Below are 19,196 nucleotides of genomic sequence, written 5' to 3'. Positions count from 1 at the left end.
TTCCTGTCTATCAAAAACGAACTAACGCTGAACCCCAGGTGAACCCGCCACCAAAGGCTTCCAGCAGCACCAGTTGGCCTGGCTTAATACGGCCGTCACGCACGGCTTCATCGAGGGCCGTCGGCACAGAAGCGGCCGAGGTGTTCCCGTGACGGTCCAGCGTAACCACGACTTTATCCATCCCCATGCCCAGCTTTTTCGCCGTGGCATTGATGATGCGTAAATTCGCCTGATGTGGCACCAGCCAGTCAAGTTCCTGACGGTCAATATTATTCGCCGTCAGCGTTTCTTCAACGATATGAGCCAGTTCAGTAACGGCAACCTTGAAGACTTCATTACCTGCCATCGTCAGATAAGCCGGTTCTGCCGCCTCATCACGCGCCTGGTTAGGCAGCGTCAGCAACTGACCGTAATTACCGTCGGCATGTAAATGGGTAGAGATAATGCCCTGCTCTTCACTGGCACCCAGCACCACCGCTCCGGCACCGTCGCCGAACAGGATAACGGTACCGCGATCTGCAGGGTCCAGCGTGCGGGATAAGGTATCTGACCCGATCACCAGCGCATTTTTGATCGCGCCGCTTTTCACGTACTGGTCGGCCACGCTAAGTGCATAGGTAAAACCGGCACAGGCCGCCGCCAGATCGAAGGCTGCGCAATCCCGGATCCCTAATTGCTGCTGGATCATACAGGCTGAACTTGGGAAGGCATGTGACGACGAAGTGGTGGCGACAATGATAAGCCCGATGTCATTGGCATCGATCCCGGCCATCTGCAGCGCATTCTGCGCCGCGGTCACGCCCATTGTCGCGACCGTTTCATCGGCAGCGGCAATACGTCGTTCACGAATACCTGTCCGGGTGACAATCCACTCGTCTGAGGTCTCTACCATTTTCTCCAGATCGGCATTGGTGCGAACCTGTTGAGGCAGATAGCTGCCCGTACCAATAATTTTGCTAAACATCTAGGCTATGTCACTCCTGGCTAGTACTGTATCAAGCCGAACCGAAATTTTTTCAGGGATATTACGGATCACCGCCTGAATCGCGTGTTCGATGGCAACGGCGAAGGCTCGCTCACTTGCGGCACCATGACTCTTAATAACAATTCCGGGCAATCCTAACAGGGATGCACCGTTATACTGATCGGGGTCGATTTCGCCAAAACGCTTCATCAGACGTCCCTTCATACTACGGACAACCAGGTGACGCCACCATGATCGCTTCATTGTCTGTCCTGTCCCTGTCATCAGGGTCAGAAATGTTTTTATCACACCTTCCATAGTTTTCAGTGAGACATTTCCTGCGAAGCCATCACACACTAAAACATCTGTTTTGCCACTTAGCAAATCGCTGCCTTCCAGAAAACCGACGTAATTGAGTCCGTCGAGTAAGCGTATCCTTCTGGCGGCATCACGGATATGCCGTGGCCCTTTACTGGCCTCCTGCCCGATATTCAGCAGGGCAACGCGCGGGGTTTTTATCCCCATCACTTCTTCGGCCAGCACTGCGCCCATCATTGCAAACTGGACCAGCATGGTGCTGTCTGCGCTGGCATTCGCTCCGAGGTCCAGCAGCACGGTGCGCCCCTGATGAATATGGGGAACCACTGAGACCAGTGCCGGTCGCTTAATATTGTCAAGCGGCCGTAATAACAAGGTGGCCAGCCCCATCAGGGCACCGGTATTCCCGGCACTGATGCAGGCATCAGCCCGCCCTTCTTTTAAGAGTTCCAATGCGATGCGCATTGAAGATCCGTGGCTGTGACGCATGGCAACGGAAGGTATAGCATCACTGGCAATAACCGACTCAGCCGGGACAATATGCACCCGCTGTCGTAACGCAGAATCCGCTCTGGCTAGTAATGGCTGAATTTCGTCGGGATAACCGACTAAAAGAAGTTCAAGTTGCGAATGTGAGGCCAGTGCCTGCAATGCAGCAGGCACCGTCACGGGAGGACCGAAATCCCCGCCCATGGCATCAACTGCCAGGGTCAAACGTGTCAAAGTAACGCCTTGCGTCGCAGCAAGAAATTACTTAGTGATGACCTTGCGACCACGGTAGTAACCGTCGGCAGTCATGTGGTGACGCAGATGAGTTTCGCCGGAAACTTTATCTACTGACAGAGTGGTAGTGGTCAGCGCATCGTGAGAACGGCGCATACCACGCTTAGAACGGGTGGGTTTATTCTGTTGTACGGCCATGGACCTTACTCCTATTACTTACGCTTTAAACTGGCTAATACGGCAAACGGGTTTGGTTTCTCTGCCTCTGCAGGCAATTCACCAAAGACCATATCCGCGTCGGACACTTCACAGTGTTCAGAATCATGCACCGGAACGACAGGCAATGCGAGGATAATTTCATCCTCGATGACCGCGAGCAAATCGATTTCGCCATACTCATCGACTTCAACTGGCTCGTAACCTTCCGGTAGCGCCTCCGCCTGTTCGTCATTACGGACAGGACTGAAGGTATAACTTACGTTTACAGTGTGCGGAAACGTGTTATTGCAACGCTGACAACGCAGGGTGACCTCAACTCCGGCCGTGCCCTTCAGCACCGCAAGGCGCTGGTTATCGATTGCAAAACTCATGGTGCATTCTACATCACTGTCCACACTCACAACTGAGGCCGCAATACGTTCCGTGAGTTCAGGAGTATAGACGCCATGATAATCAAGGCGTTTCTGAGCAGAACGGAGCAGATCCAGTGTCAGGGGTAATTTTACCTTTTGCATAGGGCGCGCATATTAACTTTGTAATGTCAGAGAGTCAAAGAAAAAGGCCGTTTTCAGGCATCTTTCACCCAATATTCGCATCCGGTGCGGCGGATAGTTTAAAATGAGAACGTTCAATTCGCTACAGATAATGAAAAAAATATGAAACAAGCACTGTTACTTGCATCCTCCTCCCCTTTTCGTCGCGCCATTCTCGAAAAACTTGGCCTGCCCTTTCAGTGGGCGGCGCCGGAAATTGATGAAACCGCACAGGACGGCGAAACCGCAGAACAGCTGGTGATCCGGCTGGCAAAACATAAGGCGCTGGCCCTGGCTGAGTCCTGGCCTGATACTCTTATCATCGGTTCTGACCAGACGGGTGTGCTGAACGGTCAGTTCCTCGGCAAACCTCACACAGAAGAACGCGCCATACAGCAACTGAAAGCCGCCAGCGGGAACACCGTCACTTTTTATACCGGACTTGCGGTCTACTGTTCACGACGCCGTCAATTCTGGCAATGCTGTGAAACCTTTGATGTCACTTTCCGCTCTCTTACGACCGTGGAAATCGCGGGCTACGTCGCGAAGGAAAAGCCCTTACAATGCGCGGGGAGCTTCAAAGCGGAAGGGCTGGGGATCAGTTTGTTTGAAAAGTTACAGGGCAGAGACCCCAATACGTTGGTCGGGTTACCGCTGATTGCTCTCGGGGAATTTCTGCGTGACGCGGGCATCAATCCGCTGACAGATTAAGCCCGCCCCGGAGGCCGCCGGGGGGTGTTCCCCGGCAGGAAAGACGATTACGGTTTATCCTGACGCAGGATCGCCAGGCAACGACGCAGTTTTTCATCCATCGGCGCTTCCAGACGTAATGTTTCGCCCGTCGACGGATGGGTAAAGGTAATGGCGGCCGCGTGCAGGAAAAGCCGGTTGAGTCCGGTTTTCGCCAGCTGCCGGTCAAACTCACTGTCACCATAACGATCATCAAAGGCTATCGGGTGTCCGGCATGCAGAGTATGCACACGGATCTGATGCGTACGCCCGGTGATCGGGCTGGCTTTAACCAGACTGCCATGCTGGTAGCGCTCTTCCACTTTAAAACGCGTCTCAGAGGGTTTCCCTTCACTGCTGACCCGCACCACCCGCTCACCGCTCTGTAAAATATTTTTTAACAGTGGCGCTTTCACCGATTTGGTATGCGATGGCCACTGGCCACGGACCAGTGCCAGATAATCTTTTTGCATCCCCTTCTCACGGAGCTGCTCATGCAGAGAACGTAATGCCGAGCGTTTTTTGGCGATCAGCAGGACGCCGGAGGTATCGCGATCCAGACGGTGCACCAGCTCCAGAAAACGGGCATCAGGACGCAAAGCTCGTAACCCTTCGATCACGCCGAAGTTCAGGCCACTGCCTCCATGCACTGCGGTACCGGAAGGCTTGTTCAGTACCAGAATCGCTTCGTCTTCATAGATAACGGCCCGCTCCAGTTGTGCCACTTTGTCGAGCTTAGGGGAGACTTCAGGCGCTTCTTGCCCGGAGACCCGAACCGGCGGGATACGGATATCGTCACCTTCCTCCAGTTTATATTCAGGTTTGATCCGCTTTTTGTTTACCCGTACTTCACCTTTACGCAAAATACGGTAAATCATACTTTTCGGTACCCCTTTCAGAAAGGTGCGCAAAAAGTTATCGATACGTTGTCCGGCGTTTTCCGCCGTGATGGCGACAAATTGTACGCCCGGGTTCTCATTTTTCATGGGTGCAATTCTAAAGAGAGTTATTCCTGAGTGCTACTTTTTTGTCACCGGCCCGCGAGCACGCTGGTCAATTCATCGGCAATGCGTTTCCTTTTTGTCCTGTCGCCGGGGCTGCCTGTTCAGCAGATCAAATAAATAACAAATAAAGTGATCTTCGCAGTGAAAGTCACCTTGCTATATTAAGGCCAGCAATGGAATAATGCTCTGGTTTCTTTTTCCGGAAATCCGGAATAAAAGAAACATGAAGCAGAAATTTTTGCCGGATTAAACAGACACGCAGCAATGGCATAAGACGTAATGTTAACTCAGGCACTTAGCGGGCTGCGGGTTGTAGCCCGGACGTAGGGGGGGACCTGCCACTGTTTTTCATGCAGCTGACATCCTTCCGGTCGCGGTTTCGATGAGAAACCTCACCTCCGACATTATTTGCGCTCCTTTAGCGATCGACAGCCGTGAGGCTGACGTGATTGCAATAAGCCACGGAGCCATCGGTTTATTTTCGTCCGGGGCAATGATGCCCACAGCTGAGTCACTTATGAAAAAATGACGAGTACTTATAAATGAAAAGAATGTTAATAAACGCAACTCAGCAGGAAGAGTTGCGTGTCGCCCTGGTGGATGGACAGCGCCTGTATGACCTGGATATCGAAAGCCCGGGTCATGAGCAGAAAAAAGCGAATATCTACAAAGGTAAAATCACCCGAATTGAACCCAGCCTTGAAGCGGCATTTGTTGATTACGGTGCTGAACGTCACGGTTTCCTTCCTCTCAAAGAAATCTCCCGCGAATATTTTCCTGCCAATTACTCCATGCACGGTCGTCCGAATATTAAAGACGTGTTACGTGAAGGTCAGGAAGTCATTGTTCAGATTGATAAAGAAGAACGTGGTAACAAAGGCGCTGCGCTGACCACCTTTATCAGCCTGGCGGGAAGCTATCTGGTACTGATGCCGAACAACCCGCGGGCCGGTGGGATCTCCCGTCGTATCGAAGGTGACGATCGTACTGAGCTGAAAGAAGCGCTCTCCTCGCTGGAACTGCCGGAAGGCATGGGATTGATCGTACGTACCGCCGGTGTCGGCAAATCCGCAGAAGCTCTGCAATGGGATCTCAGCTTCCGTCTGAAACACTGGGATGCCATTAAAAAAGCGGCAGAAAACCGCCCTGCACCTTTCCTGATCCATCAGGAAAGTAATGTCATTGTCCGCGCCTTCCGTGATTACCTGCGCCAGGATATCGGTGAAATTCTTATCGATAACCCAAAAGTTCTGGAACTGGCACGTCAGCACATCGCTGCACTCGGCCGCCCTGACTTCAGCAGCAAAATCAAACTGTATACCGGTGAAATTCCGCTGTTCAGCCACTACCAAATCGAATCGCAGATCGAATCCGCTTTTCAGCGTGAAGTCCGGTTACCTTCCGGTGGCTCGATTGTTATCGACAGCACCGAGGCCCTGACGGCTATCGATATCAACTCCGCCCGTGCAACCCGCGGTGGTGATATTGAAGAAACGGCCTACAATACCAACCTGGAAGCGGCAGACGAAATCGCCCGCCAGTTGCGCTTACGTGACCTGGGTGGCCTGATTGTTATCGACTTTATCGATATGACCCCGGTACGCCACCAGCGTGCGGTGGAAAATCGCCTGCGTGAAGCGGTACGTCAGGATCGCGCCCGTATTCAGATCAGCCATATTTCACGCTTCGGCTTACTGGAAATGTCCCGCCAACGTCTCAGCCCGTCACTGGGTGAGTCCAGCCACCACGTTTGCCCGCGTTGCAGTGGTACCGGTACAGTGCGTGACAACGAGTCACTTTCTCTGTCTATTCTGCGCCTGATCGAAGAAGAAGCGCTGAAAGAAAATACCAAAGAAGTTCATGCCATTGTGCCGGTCCAGATTGCCTCTTACCTGCTGAACGAAAAACGTGAAGCGGTTAATGCCATTGAAACCCGCCAGGGGGGTGTACGTACCATCATCGTTCCTGATGAGCGCATGGAAACCCCGCACTATTCGGTGCTGCGTGTACGTAAAGGTGAAGAGACTAAGACGCTCAGCTATCACCTGCCGAAACTGCATGAAGTTGAAATCGCATCTATCTCTGATGAAGAGCCGGCAGAGCGCCGTCGTCCGGAGCAACCGGCTCTGGCCGCCTTTGCCATTCAGGAAGCACCTCCGGCGGTCACAGAATCCGTGGCTGCCCAAAGTCGTGCCGCCGTGACGACCGGTAAAGAGCAGGAAACCCCCGCCAAAGCGTCATGTTTCTTCAGTCGTCTGGTCAGCGGGCTGAAAAATCTGTTTGGCGGCGCCACTCAGGAAAAAGAAACCCCTGCGGCGACTGTGGCACCGGAAAAAGCAGCGACGCCGGAACGTTCCCGTGAAAATACCTCCGGTAATCGTAATGACCGTCGGACTAATCGCCGTAACAACAATAACCGTAACGAGCGTAATGACCGTAACGAGCGTAATGACCGCAACGAGCGTAATGACCGCAACGAGCGTAATGACCGCAATGAGCGTAATGACCGCAACGAGCGTAATGACCGCAATGAGCGTAATGACCGCCAGACACGCAACAATGACCGAAACAGCGAGAACGCGAATAACCGTGACGATAATCGCCGTAACAACCGCCGTAATGCGGCTGCGACTGAGAATCGTGACACAACCGCTGAACCTCGTCAGCCACTGAGCGAAGAAGCCCGTCAGCAGCGTGAGCAACAGCGTCGCGAACAACGCGCTGAACGCCAGCGTCGTCGTCAGGAAGAACGTCGTCAGCAACAGGCCGACAACGCGGCAGAAAAAGCCGTCGTCGCTGCTCCGGAAACAGAGACAGAGCAACCGGCCCGTGATGAAGAACAGGTTCAGGTGACGGCGCGTCGTCAGCAACGTAAGCTGACACAGAAAGTCCGCTATGTTTCTGCAGAGGATCAGGTGGCTGAAACGCCGGTCGTCGAAACCTCACCGGTCGCTCCGGAAGAGACTGCCAGCGAAACCAGCCATGAAGTGTCCGCAGACAGCCGCGACAATAACGCGAATATCCCGCGCCGTTCACGCCGTTCACCACGTCACCTGCGTGTCAGTGGTCAGCGTCGTCGTCGTTACCGTGATGAGCGTTACCCGCAGCAGTCACCAATGCCACTGGAGACGGCCGCAGCCTCCCCGGAAATGGCATCAGGTAAAGTCTGGATCCGTTACGATCTGCCGGCAGTTCAGGCAGAGACAGAAACACAGCATACGGCGACTGAGGTTGCTGAAGTTGCTCCGCAGACAGAAACCCGGGCTCCTGCAGTCACCGCGACGCCGGCAGAACCTCAGGCCTTACCTGAGCAAGCCGCGGATGTTGCAGAAACCAACGCCGTGGTGGCAGAGAAGCATGACGTTGACACCGTCACTCCGGTCAGCGAAGCCGAGGTTATCGATGTGACGGCTGTCGCCGAAGAAACACCGGCCGTCAGCCAGACCGACACTGAGGTGGCCTCCGCACCGGTCGCAGAACATGGGGTTGCTGAAACGATCGCCCCTGTTGAAGCCCCTCAGACTGAGCAGGCTGCAGTACCGCCGGCAGAAGCTGAAGAGCCATCACCGGTTCAGACGAACGTACCTGCACCGCAGGCCGCGATGACGGAAGCATCTGTTGAGACAGCAGAACCTGTTAAAGCAGCAGCGCCTGTTGAGACCGCAGAGCCTGTGAAGGCAGCTGCACCTGTTAAGACAGCCGCACCGTCTGATAGCTCAGCCACTGCGCGTTACCGTTACCACGCAACGGCACCGATGACCAAAGCTCCGGCGCCGGAATGGCAACCGGAACCTCTGCCGCACAGCGATTGGGTCCGTCCTCAATACGCGTTTACCGGTAAAGGTTCAGCGGGTGGTCATGCTGCTACCCATCATGCCACCGCACCGGTGACGAAAACCGGCGAGTGATCCCTGGCGATGCCGGCCCTGTTGCCGGCCAAAAAAAACCTGACCTTGCGGTCAGGTTTTTTTTTACTTGCGGATTCAGCGGTTAAGCTGAAACAGTGATAACTGTGTTATCTGACTGAAGGTTTTATAGCTGGCCTGTAATGCGGTCTGCTGCATCACATAGCGGGAAATCGATTCTGTGATATCGATATCCGTCAGCTGGCTAAGCTGATCACTCAGGATCACCTGCCGGTTCTGACGCTGATCCCCCAGGGTATCCAGTTCGGCAAGCTGGGTCCCTATTTCGGACCGGACACTCAGCACATTGTTCAGTGAATTATGCAGACCCCGGTTAACTTTGCCCATGGTGTCCTCAAACTGTTTCAGAGCCTCATCACCCTGTCCACCCTGAGGCGTCTTAAGCGCCGTTATCGCCTCATCCAGCAGAGTAAAGACATTGGTTTCACTGGCCGACCCATCCGGCTCCGGAATGGCATTGCCGGTATGCGACATAAATACACTATCCCCCGGATGTCCGATGGTCATTGTGCGCTGGGCATCCACCTGCTGTGTAATGGCCTGGTCGCCCCCCTGATAAGTCACACCGTCATCACCACTGACAAACGGCGGCTGCTGAGTTTTGTAACCGGCAAAAATATACCGGCCATTACTGTCCTGTGTATTTGCCAGATTCACCAATTGATCACGGATATTCTGCAACTGGGTGGCAATCACCGCACGGTCATCATCATTCAGTGTCCCGGTGGTTCCGTAAATAATCTGTGTTAACGCCGACTGAAGATTATCACTCACATTCCCCAGCGCATTTTCTTCATTGCTTAAAGACTGGCCGGCGAAAGATTGTGCCATGGCATACTGTGCATCTTTGGTCTGCGTTTGTAAGATATTCAGCGCCTGAGAGGCCGCGATAGGGTCATCGGAGGGCTTTGTTACGCGTTTCCCTGTGGAGACCTGCATACCACTGGCGAGCCAGGCCGATTGCGACTTGCTGATACTTTGCATCTGTAGCGAAAAGATTAGGTTTGTACTGAGTCTCATAAACACTCCAACATCGTCACAGGGCTATCAGTTAGTGATATTGATAATGGCATCGAATAACTCACCGGCCGTCTGCAGTACCTGGGTGTTAGCCATGTAATATTGCTGATACTGAGTCAGTAACGAATATTCCTCATCCAGGTTCACGCCGGATACCGACTGCTGACGCTGAGTTAACTGATCCACCACCTGCTGTCCGGTCTGACAGCGTCCTTCCAGGCTGCTGGTCTCATTACCCACAAAACTGACCAGTGAGCCATACGCCTCAGTCAGCGTGGATCCTCCCACGATGGGACTGTCCTGGAGTGCCAGCATCGCCTGTGCATTCCGGTTATCACTGGCCCCGCCGGGTTCTGCAGCGGCCGCTATCTGAGACCCGTCGGTGATCGCCACATCAAATCCACGGGCCGCGTCGGCCAGCGGCCTTACCAGGAATGAATCCTTTTCTGCGGGATCACCGTTCACCGTGATATCAAGACCATCGATATTGAGATGAGTTTTCCCGTCGGCAGAAGTGACTTCCGGCGTCAGGACCTGGTTATCCGATAAACGGGTCACAGTCCAGCGCCCCTGCTCCCATGAGACACGATAGTCGGAGGCTTTCAGTGCACTGCTGTCTGTGAAGGCGGCATCCAGCATCGTATCTGACGTATTATTACTGTTACGGTATGTCTCCGGCTGCCCCATCGTAAAGAAATCGGTCCCCGGGTCGCCGTTACTGTCATACCCCTGATGTTGTACGATGTTCATCTGACTGGCGAAGGCGATGGTGAGTTGCCCCAGGCGGTTCTGCACGCTATCGAGATCCTCCCGCCGGAAAGCCAGTACCCCCGACAGTGACCCGGAGGTAAACATTTTATCCGGTAAGCCGATGTCCCCGGCCAGCTTATCGGTATATCCCGGGATAAGACGGCCCGGATCCTCAGCGGAAGGCACCGCCTTCATTTCGGTACTCTGATTACCGTTGACCAGAGTCAGTCCGTTAGGTAAGGAAACCACCATGCTGTTGTCCTGCATACTGACATTCACCGCAGTGATATTATTCAGTTCGCTGACCAGCTGGTCCCTCTGATCCAGCAGGTTATTCGGGGCCTGACCGGTGGCTGAAAGTTTGGCGATTTGCTCATTCAGCGCCGCTATCTGAGAGGTATATTTATTTATGGCACTGACAGAGTCTTTTATCTGATTATTGACGGACGCTTGCTGATTATCCAGATATTGCTGGAAGGTTCTTATCTGTCCGGCCAGAGATTTGGCATTACTTAACAATGCCTGCCTGGCTGCCGGGTCTTCCGCATTATCAACCACATTCTGAATATTTTTAAAAAACTGCTGTAAGGCGTCCGACAGATCATTACCGTCCATCGTCAGCATGTTATCGATACCGGAGATCTGCGTAAACTGACTGTTCGCCGCACTGTTCTTCGCGCTGGCTTCCATTAACTGACGGCTGATCAGTTCATCGTATTGCCGCTGAACCCCGTCGACCCTGACACCGTTACCGTACCAGGCATTTCCGGACTGAGTACTGCCCGCCTGAGACATTAACAGGAGTTGCCGGTTATAGCCGGTCACTGTGTAGTTACTGATATTGAGGCTGGTGATCATCAGTGCAGATTGCGCTGCATTCAGCCCGCTCATGGCAGAGTTAATCAGACCGGACATAGTTGTCTCCGTAATTGTGCTGCCGGAGGCCAGGGATGGCCTTCCGGTCAGAGTGTTTCAGGATGCTTTAGGGTGTTATCGGTAATGTCGCGGCAATTCTTGAGAGGTGCTCAGAATAAATTGCTGAGATCTGTACTGATGGCTTGCACTGACATTGTTTGCAACTGACGGATCACCGTGATCAGTTTTTTTGCGTAGGCCGGGTCAGAGGCATATCCCGCCTTCTGTAATGCGTGTGCCGCTGATTCTGCCGTCACGGCACCGGTAACCGCGCGGTAACGGGGGTTTTCTGTAATAAGCCGGGCGTAATCTTCCAGCGCTTCGCGATAGGAGTGATAAACCCTGAAACTGTCACGCCGTTTTTCGGGTATCCCCTGATGATATTCGGTCGTCATGACCGCCGTGGTTTCTCCCTGCCAATGCGCGCCGGCTTTGATCCCGAACAGGTTAAAACTGGGCTGACCATCACGACGCAGGATTTGCCGCTGTCCCCAGCCGGATTCCAGCGCCGCCTGAGCCAGAATCAACTGGTGAGGGATACCACTGCGGGCACTGATTTGCTGTGCCGGTTGCCGGATACGGTTCAGAAACGACGTCATAGCGGCCGTCGGCTGCGGTAACGCCGGGATCACCTGGCGTAATGTGTCACGCAGTACCGCCGCCGGCGGCTGCACTGGCACGCGTAACGGCCCGAGGGGCATCGGACGGGTCCCTGCCTGTTCATCCGGTGCCACCGCGGGCTGCATTTGCTGTGCAATGAGTTTTGCCAGCCCCAACCCCAGACCCCGTTCGCCGTTTTGCCGGGCAATCTGCTCGTCATACAACGAGGTAAACAGCCGGCTCGGGGAACTGCCGGATAGCGTATCCCCCGGCAGGGTCTGTCGCATACTTTTCAGCATCATCTGCAGAAACACCCCTTCGAGCTGGCGGGCAACGGCCATCGCCTGCTGACGCGGATGACGCGCGGCTTCCCGTTTAAGCTTATCCAGTGAATGACTGTCAAAAGCCAGCGCCACGGTGTCCTGTGTGATTTTCATCAGATGATCTCCAGCTTTGCCCGCAGACACCCGGCTGATTCCATGGCCTGCAGAATTGACATCAGCTCAATCGGTGTCGCGCCCAGAGTATTCAGGGCACGAACCACATTATTCAGGCTGGCGCTGGCCTTCACATGTTGTAATGTTCCGCCCTGCTGCCGCATATCTATTTGCGTTTCCGGGCTGACCACCGTCTGACCACCGGCCAGCGGCGTATCCGGCTGGCTCACCCGGTCCTGGCGGTTAATGGTCACCGACAGATTCCCCTGGGCAACGGCACAGGTGCCAAGGATCACTTCCCGGTTCATCACCACCGACCCGGTACGCGAATTGATAATGACCCTGGCATCTTCCACCGGCACGGAGACTTTCAGGTTCTGTATTGCTGCCAGCAGGCTGACCTGAGAGGCATGGGACGCCGACACTTTGATTTTAACGGCACTGCCATCTTCCGCAGAAGCTGCCGGGTAACCTGCATACCGATTAATGGCATCCGATATGCGCTGCGCCACGGTAAAATCGACATCATTCAGTTCCAGCACCAGTTCATTACGGGTGCCGAAATCCGTCGGCAGTTCCCGTTCCACAATAGCCCCGCCGGTGATCCGCCCGCCGTTAAGCTGATTGACCTGGACACTGCTGCCGCCGGCACTGGCCCCCGCCCCGCCGACCAGAATGTTGCCCTGGGCCAGCGCATAGACCTGATTATCCACGCCTTTTAGCGGAGTCATCAGCAATGTCCCGCCACGCAAACTTTTTGCATTTCCCATTGAGGAAACAACGACATCTATATTTTTCCCCTGGCGGGCAAACGGAGGCAGCGTCGCTGTTACCATCACGGCAGCGACATTTTTCAGCTGGATATTGGTCCCCCCGGGCACGGTGATCCCTAATTGAGAGAGCATATTACTCATGGTCTGGGTGGTGAACGGGGTCTGGGTCGTCTGATCCCCGGTACCGTCCAGTCCGACCACCAGCCCGTAACCGATTAACTGGTTATCGCGGACGCCCTGAACCGTGGTCAGATCTCTGATACGTTCGGCATGAACGCTTAAAGAAAGAGAGCAAGCTAACAGTAAGCCGCTTAGCAGGCGCATCATTACAGGCATTTACTGGCCTCTTACATAGGTGAGATAGTCAGGAAAAAGCGTTGCAGCCAGCCCATCTGCTGGGCTTCATTGATATAGCCGTTACCCACATACTCAATCCGGGCATCGGCCACCGAGGTTGACACCACCGAGTTACTGGCGGTGATGGTACGCGGGTTGACTACCCCGGAGAAACGGATAAATTCAGTGCCCTGATTGATGGCGATCTGTTTTTCACCCACGACTTTCAGGTTACTGTTAGCCAGCACCTTTTCTACGGTGACCGTAATGGTCCCGGTAAAGGTATTATTCGCGGTCGCGCCTCCCTTACCATTGAAGTCATTCCCGCCGCTGCCATCAAAGTTCGTTTTATCGCCCCCCAGCAGACCGCTCAGGAGACGTGGAGTGGCAGATAGCCCAAAATTACTGCTGGCTTTACGGCTGGCATTGCTTGAAGAACTCTTACTGGCACTGACATTTTCCTGCAATACAATCGTCAGCGTATCGCCGATATTTCTCGGTCGTCTGTCCTCGAACAGGGGCTGATACCCGTAACTGAGCGGGGCGACGCCCTGAAAAATGGAGCCGTCTGCCGAGGGTGCCCCGGCCGCCGGAGGCTCTGCACTGGTTGCGCCTTTGACTAACGGTGTCCGGGGGATCAACGTACAACCTTCGGTCAGCAACAGAAGTGCCGGGAGGATGCCACGGTAAAGTGCCGATCTCACCACAGTGTTACCTCCGTTTCTCAGACAAAAAACGGCCGATCACTGCCGGCCGGTAAGCGGTGCCGGTCATAGCTGGGTCAGTCGCTGCAACATCTGATCGGACGTACTGATCGCCTTACTGTTAATTTCATAGGCCCGTTGCGTCTGGATCATCGTGACCAGTTCTTCCGCGACATTGACGTTGGAGGTCTCCACATACCCCTGATACAGCAGGCCGGCCCCGTTTTGCCCGGGGGTACTCTCGGTCGGCGCGCCGGAGGCCTGGGTTTCCTGATAGAGGTTTTCCCCCTGACTTGCCAGGCCCGCATCATTGATAAAGGTATTCAGGGTCAGCTGTCCCACCTGCGCGGCCTGGGTCTGCCCCGGTTGTGTGACACTGACCACACCGTCCCGGGACACGGTAATACTCAGGGCATTCGGCGGGATGGTGATCCCGGGCTGTACCTGAAAACCGGCGTTATTCACCAGTTGCCCGTTCTGATCGACCTGGAATGAACCGTCGCGGGTGTAGGCCGAACTGCCGTCCGGTAACAGCACCTGAAAATAGCCCTGACCATTAATCGCGATATCTTTCGAATTATCGGTTTTCGAGAGATTGCCCTGGCTATGCAGACGCTCGGTCGTGACCGGTCTGACACCGGTCCCTATCTGTAACCCGGAAGGCAGCGTGTCCTGCTCCGAAGACTGCGTTCCTGGCTGACGTAAGGTCTGATACAGCAAATCTTCAAAGACCGCCCGCGAGCGTTTAAAGCCATTGGTACTGACGTTTGCCAGGTTGTTGGATATGACATCCATATTGGTCTGCTGAGCATCCAGACCGGTCTTTGCTATCCATAAAGAACGTATCATTGCTTTTCTGTTCCCCTTAGCTGGTGAATGACAGCAGCTGATTCGCTTTCTGTTCATTCTGGTCGACACTGCTGATTTCTTTCATCTGCATTTCGAACCGGCGGGCATTGCTGATCATCTCCACCATGGCGGTTACCGGATTCACATTGCTGCCTTCCAGCGCGCCGGGCATCACTTTCAGAGTCACATCTGCAGGAAGTACCGCGCCCTGCTGCTGTGCGAGGCCGGGCGAAGGACGGAAAAATCCGTCATCCCCGCGTTGCAGCATTTTTCCGTCAGCCCTGACCAGTTTCAGCCTGGCGACCTGAGCCGTGGCATTCGGCTGATCCCCCGGGTTGAGCGCCGTAATCGACCCATCGGTCGCGATAGTCAGACGGGCATTCTGAGGCAAAGCGATGGGGCCATCCTCCCCGATGACCGGATGCCCGCTGATCGTCAGCATGCCCTGTGAATCGAGCTGCATATTCCCGTTACGGGTGTACGCTTCACTGCCATCGGCAAGCCGGACCGCCAGCCAGCCGGCAGGCTCCACAGCCACATCCAGCGGACGGTCAGTGTAATCCTGTTTGCCGGCAGACATATCGGCCCCCGGGGTGGACGCTGCCACCAGTGTCCGGGTCGGTAACGATAAGCCGTCGACCGGTACGGCCCGTAACGCCGACAGCTGGGCCTTAAAGCCGGGCGTGGAGACATTGGCGAGGTTGGCGGTGGTGATCGCCTGCGTCATCAGCGTCTGGCTGGCCCCCCCCATGGCGGTATAAATCGCATGATCCATGACGTTAAGCCCTTAATTACCGTAGATTGACCAGCGTATTGAGGATCTGATCCTGGGTTTTGATGGTCTGGGCATTGGATTGATAGTTACGCTGTGCAACGATCATATTGACCAGTTCTTTACTCAGGTCGACATTAGAGGCTTCGAGTGCGCCGGCGGTCATTGACCCCAGATTTCCGGTGTTCGCCAGGCCGATTAATGGCTGACCGGAGGCGCTGGTTTCGGCCCAGACATTGTCTCCCTGGGGTTGCAGCCCTTCCGGGTTAGCAAAGTTCGACAGGACAATTTGCCCCAGCAGTTGTGTTTTCTGATTGGAATACGCACCGGTGATGGTACCGTCATCATTGATCATATAACCGGTCAGTACGCCGGGGGCGAATCCGTCCTGGATCGGGTTACCGAAGGTAGAGGTGCCGGTATTTTGCTGCATACTGTTCAGCATACTCAGGCTGATCGATTGATCGGCAGCCGCCCCGTTGGCGCCCTGAATCACCAGCGTCTGCTGAGGGTCACTGGTCAGTACGCCGTTTTCATCAAATGTCATCTCAAAAGGATCACCGTCAATCCCGGTGGTGGAATCTCTCGGATTTACCGTCCACTTGTTATCCGCGTCTTTGACAAAATAGAGGTCCAGTTGATGGGCGTTCCCCTGGGAGTCAAATACCGTGATGGTGCTTTTCGCATTGAAACTGTCGACATTGGTCGGGTCAAACGGGGTGACTGACGGTATTTCATCTGTCGAGTTCAGATTCGCGGTCAGCGAGGCTTTGGTCGTGGCATTGGCCGGCATCTGAACGTCCGGAATAGTTAACGGCCCGGGGTTTGCGCCGGTCTGCACCACGGCGGGGATCCCGCTGGCCGGATACCCTGTCACATTCATCCCAGCGGTGTTCACCAGCTCGCGGTTAGCATTGAGCGAGAACTGACCGTTTCGTGAGTAATAGACATTCCCTGCCTGATCCGTCAGCCGGAAGAAGCCATTTCCGCTCAGTGCGACATCCAGCGCACGACCGGTTCCCGTTGTGGCACCGTCCCCAAAGTTCTGCAGTACCGCGGCGACTTTTGTCCCCAGCCCAATCTGTGAGGCGGCGAACATATCGGCAAAGGCTGCCGTGCTGGATTTAAAGCCTGAAGTCGCTGAGTTAGCGATATTATTCCCGATAACATCCAGATTTGCCGAAGCAGCGTTAAGCCCGCTGACGGCCTGAGAAAAAGACATAATGACTCCTGTGTCGGTTAAAGGATCTGACGGATCTGATCCAGTGTGGTCGTACCGTAATTACCTAAATCCAGCGTGGTCCCGTAGTCCCCCGGATTGACGCCATTCACCACGGCATAGCACAGGCTGGTGACATCGACCGGGGTATCCCCGTCGGTGGCCGTGAAACTCACGGTGTATTGTCCTGCCGGCACGGGGTCCCCATCGTCGGTGGTACCGTCCCACTGAAAACTGTGTACCCCGGCAGTCATACTGCCGGGGTACAGTGTGGCCACGGTGTTGCCGTCTTTGTCCTTAATGGTTGCCACAACATCCGAAGCACTGGCCGACGTCTCCAGCCCGAACGGGGTTGTCGTGGTGGTATCATCGCCCTCTTCCCCGGTTTTACCGGCCAGAATCACATCGCCCGGCACCATCACCCCATGACCGATCAGCAGGGTATTTTGCATGGACTGACTGGTATTAATTTGTCCGGAAATGGAAGCCAGCGTACCGTTTAACTTCTCGATACCACTCAGAGTATTGATTTGTGCCAGCTGAGACGTCAGCTGGCTGTTATCCATCGGATTCGTCGGGTCCTGATTCTTCAACTGGGCAATCAGCATGGTCATAAACTGATTCTGTAAATCCTCAGCGGACGTTCCGTCGCCGCCCCCCGGACTCCCTGCCCGCTGCATCGCGGGCGAAGGCAAAATGCTGCCGACAGTGGCTGTGCTACTCATGGAACTCTCCGCTTACTGACCCAGGGTCAGTGTTTTCATCATCAGGCTTTTAACGGTATTCATCACTTCCACGTTGGCCTGGTAACTTCGTGACGCAGACAAGGTGTTAACGGTCTCGGCCACCACATCCACATTCGGCATACGGATATACCCGTTGCTGTCTGCCATCGGATCCCCCGGGGCATAACGCAACTTCATCGGTGAGGGATCATCGATGACCTGCGCCACATGCACCCCGCCAATACCGTTCTGCTGCACATTGTCAGGCCGGAAAATCACCTGTTTCGCACGGTATGGCTGTCCGTCCGGCCCGACCCGGCTTTCCGAGTTCGCCAGGTTACTGGCGCTGACATTCAGTCGCTGAGACTGTGCACTCAGCGCCGAGCCGGATATATCAAAAATACTCAGTAAGCTCATTGGCTTATCATCCTTGCATGACACTCATCATTTGTTTAATCCTGGCGGATAACAGAGTGAGATCGGTCTGATACCGGACACTGTTATCTGCAAACTGCACCCTTTCCCGGTCCATATCGACGGTATTACCGTCTGCTGCAGGCTGGTCCGGCACCCGGTACAGCAGGTGAGGCAATATCACCGGCCGGGCCACCGCCGGGATATGCTGGCCCGCAGTCAGTGTCAGCGATAACGCAGGTTCAGCGGCCCGTCCCCGCGCAAGGGCCCGGGTCAGCTGAGCTGAGAAATCAATATCCCGTGCCTGATACCCCGGGGTATCCGCATTGGCAATATTCGACGCCAGCACCTTCTGCCGCAGCTCACGCAGGTTAATCGCTTCCCTGGCAAATCCCATCTCCGCGTCCAGTCTGTCGGACATAACTGCTCTCCGTTTTCCCGGTAACATGCCTGTAGAATACGCGGACAGAGGACAGCGAAATCGGTGGAATAGCCGGAAAAAACAGGGTTATTTTGCTGTTTGAAGACGGCCAGGGGTGTTTAGAATTAATTGAAATACCAGACTATTTTCCGGTCACGCCTATGAATAAGAGCCTGATACTCCTTCTGATACTGTTATCCATCGGTGCATGGGCGGATACCCTGCCACAGCAGGTGACACAATTCTTCCGCCAGCGTGATCCGCTCTATGCCAGCCAGACAGAAGTGACCGTCCGTACCCCGCCCGGACAGTGGCCGGACTGCCCTGCGCCGGAATTTTCATTGCCCGGTAATAGCCGGCGTTGGGGAAACCTCACCCTTACGGCACAGTGCGGACGGTCAAGACATTTTCTGCAGGTCGTGGTGGCGGTCACCGGCACCTATTATGTGGCGCGCCAGAGGATCCCCCGGGGCAGCGAAGTCACTCTGGCGCAACTCACTCCTTGTCAGGGCCGCCTGGACAGGTTACCGGCCCGGGTGCTGCTGGACATATCCTCCGCGCTGCCGGCCATTGCCTTACAAAATCTCAGTCCGGGAAAAGTGATACTGACCAGTCTGCTGCGTAAACCCTGGCGGGTACGCAATGGCGATAATGTGCGGGTGATTGTTCAGGGACCTGGTTTCAGTGCCGCCACGGCAGGTAAGGCACTGAATAACGCGGCTACCGGCGACCAGGTCCGGGTCCGTACCCCGGCAGGGCAACTGATCGTCGCGACCGTTGATGATCAGGGCGTGCTGCAGGCAGCAACAAATTAACGCGTGATACGCTAATGTTTTGTTATCGGT

At 54.8% G+C, this 19,196-nt stretch carries 19 protein-coding genes; 3 read left to right on the top strand and 16 right to left on the bottom strand.

The features are described from left to right. Nucleotides 1-10: 10 nt before the first annotated feature. From ABD035_RS03410 to yceD, 4 genes are read right to left on the bottom strand one after another with little or no spacing between them, the layout of a single operon-like run. Complete coding sequence (locus ABD035_RS03410; RefSeq protein ID WP_343867714.1) at nt 11-964, bottom strand: beta-ketoacyl-ACP synthase III; 954 nt, start codon at nt 962-964, stop codon at nt 11-13. Next, nucleotides 965-2,005 (bottom strand): phosphate acyltransferase PlsX, encoded by a 1,041-nt coding sequence (gene plsX / locus ABD035_RS03405; RefSeq protein ID WP_343867712.1) that lies wholly within the window; start codon nt 2,003-2,005, stop codon nt 965-967. Between the two features lie 27 nt (nt 2,006-2,032). Continuing rightward, nucleotides 2,033-2,203: a 50S ribosomal protein L32 gene (rpmF, locus tag ABD035_RS03400; protein WP_025901766.1), complete on the bottom strand. Its 171-nt coding sequence runs from the start codon at nt 2,201-2,203 to the stop codon at nt 2,033-2,035. Between the two features lie 14 nt (nt 2,204-2,217). After that, nucleotides 2,218-2,739: a 23S rRNA accumulation protein YceD gene (yceD, locus tag ABD035_RS03395; protein WP_025901765.1), complete on the bottom strand. Its 522-nt coding sequence runs from the start codon at nt 2,737-2,739 to the stop codon at nt 2,218-2,220. 141 nt (nt 2,740-2,880) lie between these two features. On the opposite strand from yceD, the gene ABD035_RS03390 reads away from it, so the two are divergent. Further along, nucleotides 2,881-3,468, top strand: a complete 588-nt coding sequence (locus ABD035_RS03390) for a Maf family protein (RefSeq protein ID WP_343867706.1) — start codon at nt 2,881-2,883, stop codon at nt 3,466-3,468. 47 nt (nt 3,469-3,515) lie between these two features. On the opposite strand, the gene rluC is transcribed toward ABD035_RS03390, so the two are convergent. Next, nucleotides 3,516-4,472, bottom strand: coding sequence for a 23S rRNA pseudouridine(955/2504/2580) synthase RluC (gene rluC / locus ABD035_RS03385; RefSeq protein ID WP_212712269.1), 957 nt, complete (start codon nt 4,470-4,472; stop codon nt 3,516-3,518). A 560-nt stretch (nt 4,473-5,032) separates the two neighbouring features. Here rluC and rne point away from each other — a divergent pair. Next, nucleotides 5,033-8,398 (top strand): ribonuclease E, encoded by a 3,366-nt coding sequence (rne, locus tag ABD035_RS03380; protein ID WP_343867704.1) that lies wholly within the window; start codon nt 5,033-5,035, stop codon nt 8,396-8,398. A gap of 75 nt (nt 8,399-8,473) precedes the next feature. Here rne and flgL read toward each other — a convergent pair whose 3' ends face one another. From flgL to flgB, 11 genes are all read right to left on the bottom strand, one after another. Then, a complete protein-coding gene (gene flgL / locus ABD035_RS03375) occupies nt 8,474-9,436 on the bottom strand; it encodes a flagellar hook-associated protein FlgL (protein WP_343867702.1) in 963 nt (320 codons plus the stop codon). Between the two features lie 27 nt (nt 9,437-9,463). Then, nucleotides 9,464-11,101, bottom strand: a complete 1,638-nt coding sequence (flgK, locus tag ABD035_RS03370) for a flagellar hook-associated protein FlgK (protein ID WP_343867700.1) — start codon at nt 11,099-11,101, stop codon at nt 9,464-9,466. Nucleotides 11,102-11,211: 110 nt separating this feature from the next. Continuing rightward, nucleotides 11,212-12,138: a flagellar assembly peptidoglycan hydrolase FlgJ gene (gene flgJ, locus ABD035_RS03365; RefSeq protein WP_343867698.1), complete on the bottom strand. Its 927-nt coding sequence runs from the start codon at nt 12,136-12,138 to the stop codon at nt 11,212-11,214. Beyond that, the gene (locus ABD035_RS03360; RefSeq protein ID WP_343868195.1) at nt 12,138-13,238 is read right to left on the bottom strand and encodes a flagellar basal body P-ring protein FlgI; all 1,101 of its coding nucleotides are present in this window, start codon (nt 13,236-13,238) and stop codon (nt 12,138-12,140) included. The genes flgJ and ABD035_RS03360 overlap by 1 nt, the downstream gene beginning before the upstream one ends. A gap of 20 nt (nt 13,239-13,258) precedes the next feature. Beyond that, nucleotides 13,259-13,954 (bottom strand): flagellar basal body L-ring protein FlgH, encoded by a 696-nt coding sequence (locus tag ABD035_RS03355; protein WP_212712264.1) that lies wholly within the window; start codon nt 13,952-13,954, stop codon nt 13,259-13,261. A 63-nt stretch (nt 13,955-14,017) separates the two neighbouring features. After that, the gene (flgG, locus tag ABD035_RS03350) at nt 14,018-14,800 is read right to left on the bottom strand and encodes a flagellar basal-body rod protein FlgG (RefSeq protein ID WP_212712263.1); all 783 of its coding nucleotides are present in this window, start codon (nt 14,798-14,800) and stop codon (nt 14,018-14,020) included. A gap of 16 nt (nt 14,801-14,816) precedes the next feature. Next, nucleotides 14,817-15,575 carry a flagellar basal body rod protein FlgF gene (locus tag ABD035_RS03345; protein ID WP_343867695.1) on the bottom strand — a complete coding sequence of 253 codons (759 nt, stop codon included), beginning with the start codon at nt 15,573-15,575 and terminating at the stop codon, nt 14,817-14,819. A gap of 16 nt (nt 15,576-15,591) precedes the next feature. Continuing rightward, nucleotides 15,592-16,794, bottom strand: coding sequence for a flagellar hook protein FlgE (gene flgE, locus ABD035_RS03340; RefSeq protein WP_212712261.1), 1,203 nt, complete (start codon nt 16,792-16,794; stop codon nt 15,592-15,594). A gap of 17 nt (nt 16,795-16,811) precedes the next feature. Next, nucleotides 16,812-17,471 carry a flagellar hook assembly protein FlgD gene (locus ABD035_RS03335; RefSeq protein ID WP_343868193.1) on the bottom strand — a complete coding sequence of 220 codons (660 nt, stop codon included), beginning with the start codon at nt 17,469-17,471 and terminating at the stop codon, nt 16,812-16,814. A gap of 57 nt (nt 17,472-17,528) precedes the next feature. Then, a complete protein-coding gene (flgC, locus tag ABD035_RS03330) occupies nt 17,529-17,933 on the bottom strand; it encodes a flagellar basal body rod protein FlgC (RefSeq protein WP_343867692.1) in 405 nt (134 codons plus the stop codon). 7 nt (nt 17,934-17,940) lie between these two features. Then, the gene (gene flgB, locus ABD035_RS03325) at nt 17,941-18,351 is read right to left on the bottom strand and encodes a flagellar basal body rod protein FlgB (protein WP_343867690.1); all 411 of its coding nucleotides are present in this window, start codon (nt 18,349-18,351) and stop codon (nt 17,941-17,943) included. A gap of 161 nt (nt 18,352-18,512) precedes the next feature. Here flgB and flgA point away from each other — a divergent pair, with 161 nt between their 5' ends. Next, complete coding sequence (flgA, locus tag ABD035_RS03320) at nt 18,513-19,166, top strand: flagellar basal body P-ring formation chaperone FlgA (protein ID WP_343867688.1); 654 nt, start codon at nt 18,513-18,515, stop codon at nt 19,164-19,166. The last annotated feature ends 30 nt before the right edge of the window (nt 19,167-19,196 follow it).

This window comes from Tatumella terrea (assembly GCF_039523755.1).
Classification (GTDB): Bacteria; Pseudomonadota; Gammaproteobacteria; order Enterobacterales; family Enterobacteriaceae; genus Tatumella; species Tatumella terrea.
Note: the sequence above shows the minus strand (reverse complement) of the source record. Positions and strands in the feature narration are given on the sequence as shown.